2 protein-coding genes are annotated in these 1,561 nt (G+C 69.8%); one reads left to right on the top strand and one right to left on the bottom strand.

Annotated elements, in window-relative coordinates; genetic code table 11:
* Positions 1-16: 16 nt before the first annotated feature.
* Complete coding sequence (locus ACWD68_RS41845) at positions 17-373, bottom strand: hypothetical protein (RefSeq protein ID WP_451811713.1); 357 nt, start codon at positions 371-373, stop codon at positions 17-19.
* Positions 374-457: 84 nt separating this feature from the next.
* On the opposite strand from ACWD68_RS41845, the gene ACWD68_RS41840 reads away from it, so the two are divergent.
* Positions 458-1,519 (top strand): IS630 family transposase, encoded by a 1,062-nt coding sequence (locus ACWD68_RS41840; protein ID WP_451811712.1) that lies wholly within the window; start codon positions 458-460, stop codon positions 1,517-1,519.
* Positions 1,520-1,561 lie beyond the last annotated feature (42 nt).

The raw sequence follows: 1,561 nt of genomic DNA, 5'->3' as shown, positions 1-1,561 counted from the left end.
CTAGTGCTGCTCCGCGTTAGTTCGTGGAGGGTGGTGTGGTCCAGGCGGTGGGGTCGTTGAGGTAGAGGCCGCAGGCGCAGTCGAGGGCTTCTTCGGGGGAGCCGAAGGGCAGGCCGGTGGGCAGGAAGTTGTCCTGGTACTTGCCGCTGCTGGCGAGGTAGATGGCGAAGCCCCAGGTGTGCAGGACGCCGGTGAAGCGCAGGCGGCACAGGGGCAGCGGTTCCTCTTCGCCTGGCAATTCGCCTGCCACGTAGGCGAATCCCGTACGGAAACGGACCTGGACACCCGAGAGCTGGGGCCAGCGTTCCCGCGCGCGGTCGCGCAGTCGGACGCGGAGGTGGTGCTGCATGGACTCGGGCGGGTTCTTCGGCACGGGGTCCATCCTGCACGGCTGCCGCCCCGGCACGCCATGATCGTCTCTTTCGCCGGTGAAGGGGTTGCGAGGTGCGTGGCGGGGATGGGTGCGGCGGTCGGGGTGGAGCTGGACGCGGCGGTGCGCGAGCGTCTGACACGTGTGGCGTTATCAGTGAAGGGGCAGGTCAGGGCGGTTCTGCGGGCGCGGATCGTGCTGGCTGCCGCCGATGGTGACAGCAACGGGGCCATCGCCCGGCAGTTGGACGTCAGCGTGAACACGGTGCGCAAGTGGCGTGGCCGGTTCGCCGCCGCGGGCCTGGACGGGCTGCGGGACGCCGCCCGCTCGGGCCGTCCCAAGACCTACGGACCCGCAGTGCGGGTGGCGATCGTGGCCACGGCTGCCAGCGCACCGCCGCACCCGGAGTCGACCTGGTCGCACCGGACGATCGCCGCCAGGGTCGCGGGCACGGTGTTCGCCACGGTCTCCGCTTCCCAGGTCGGCCGGATCCTGGCCGGCCTGGACCTCAAGCCGCACCGGGTGCGGGGCTGGCTCACCCGCCGCGACACCCCCGACTTCTGGCAGCGGGCCGCCGACATCTGCGACCTGTACCGCAACCCGCCCGAAGGCGCGATGCTGCTGTCCATCGACGAGAAGACCGCGATCGCGGCCCGCTCCCGGCGCCACCCCGGCCGCCCCGCCGCACCGGGCAGGCCGGCCCTGGAGGAGTTCGAGTACCGCCGCCACGGCACCACCTCCCTGGTCGCGGCCCTGGACGTGCGCACCGGCGAGGACCTCACCGAGATCATCACCCGCAACAACGCGGTGACCTTCACCGGCTTCCTCGACCAGCTCGACATGGTCATCGCTCCGGGCCAGGACATCCACGTCGTCCTGGACAACGGTTCCTCCCACACCGCCAGGCACACCAAGAGGTGGCTGGCCGACCATCCGAGATGGACCGTGCACTGGACTCCGCCGCACGCTTCCTGGCTGAACCAGGTCGAGCTGTTGTTCTCAGCGATGACCCGCCGGGTGCTGCGGCACGGCGACTTCTCCAGCCGCGACGACCTCATCGACAAACTGGACACCTACGTGATCAACCACAACACCACCGCCAGGCCCTACCGCTGGACCTACGACGGCACCCCGCTCAAAACTTCCTGATGCCCCAACGCCCCTCAACGAACTAACGCGGAGCAGCACTAG

It is taken from the genome of Streptomyces sp. NPDC005141, from assembly GCF_053599975.1.
This window is presented reverse-complemented; position numbering and strand designations above follow the sequence as displayed.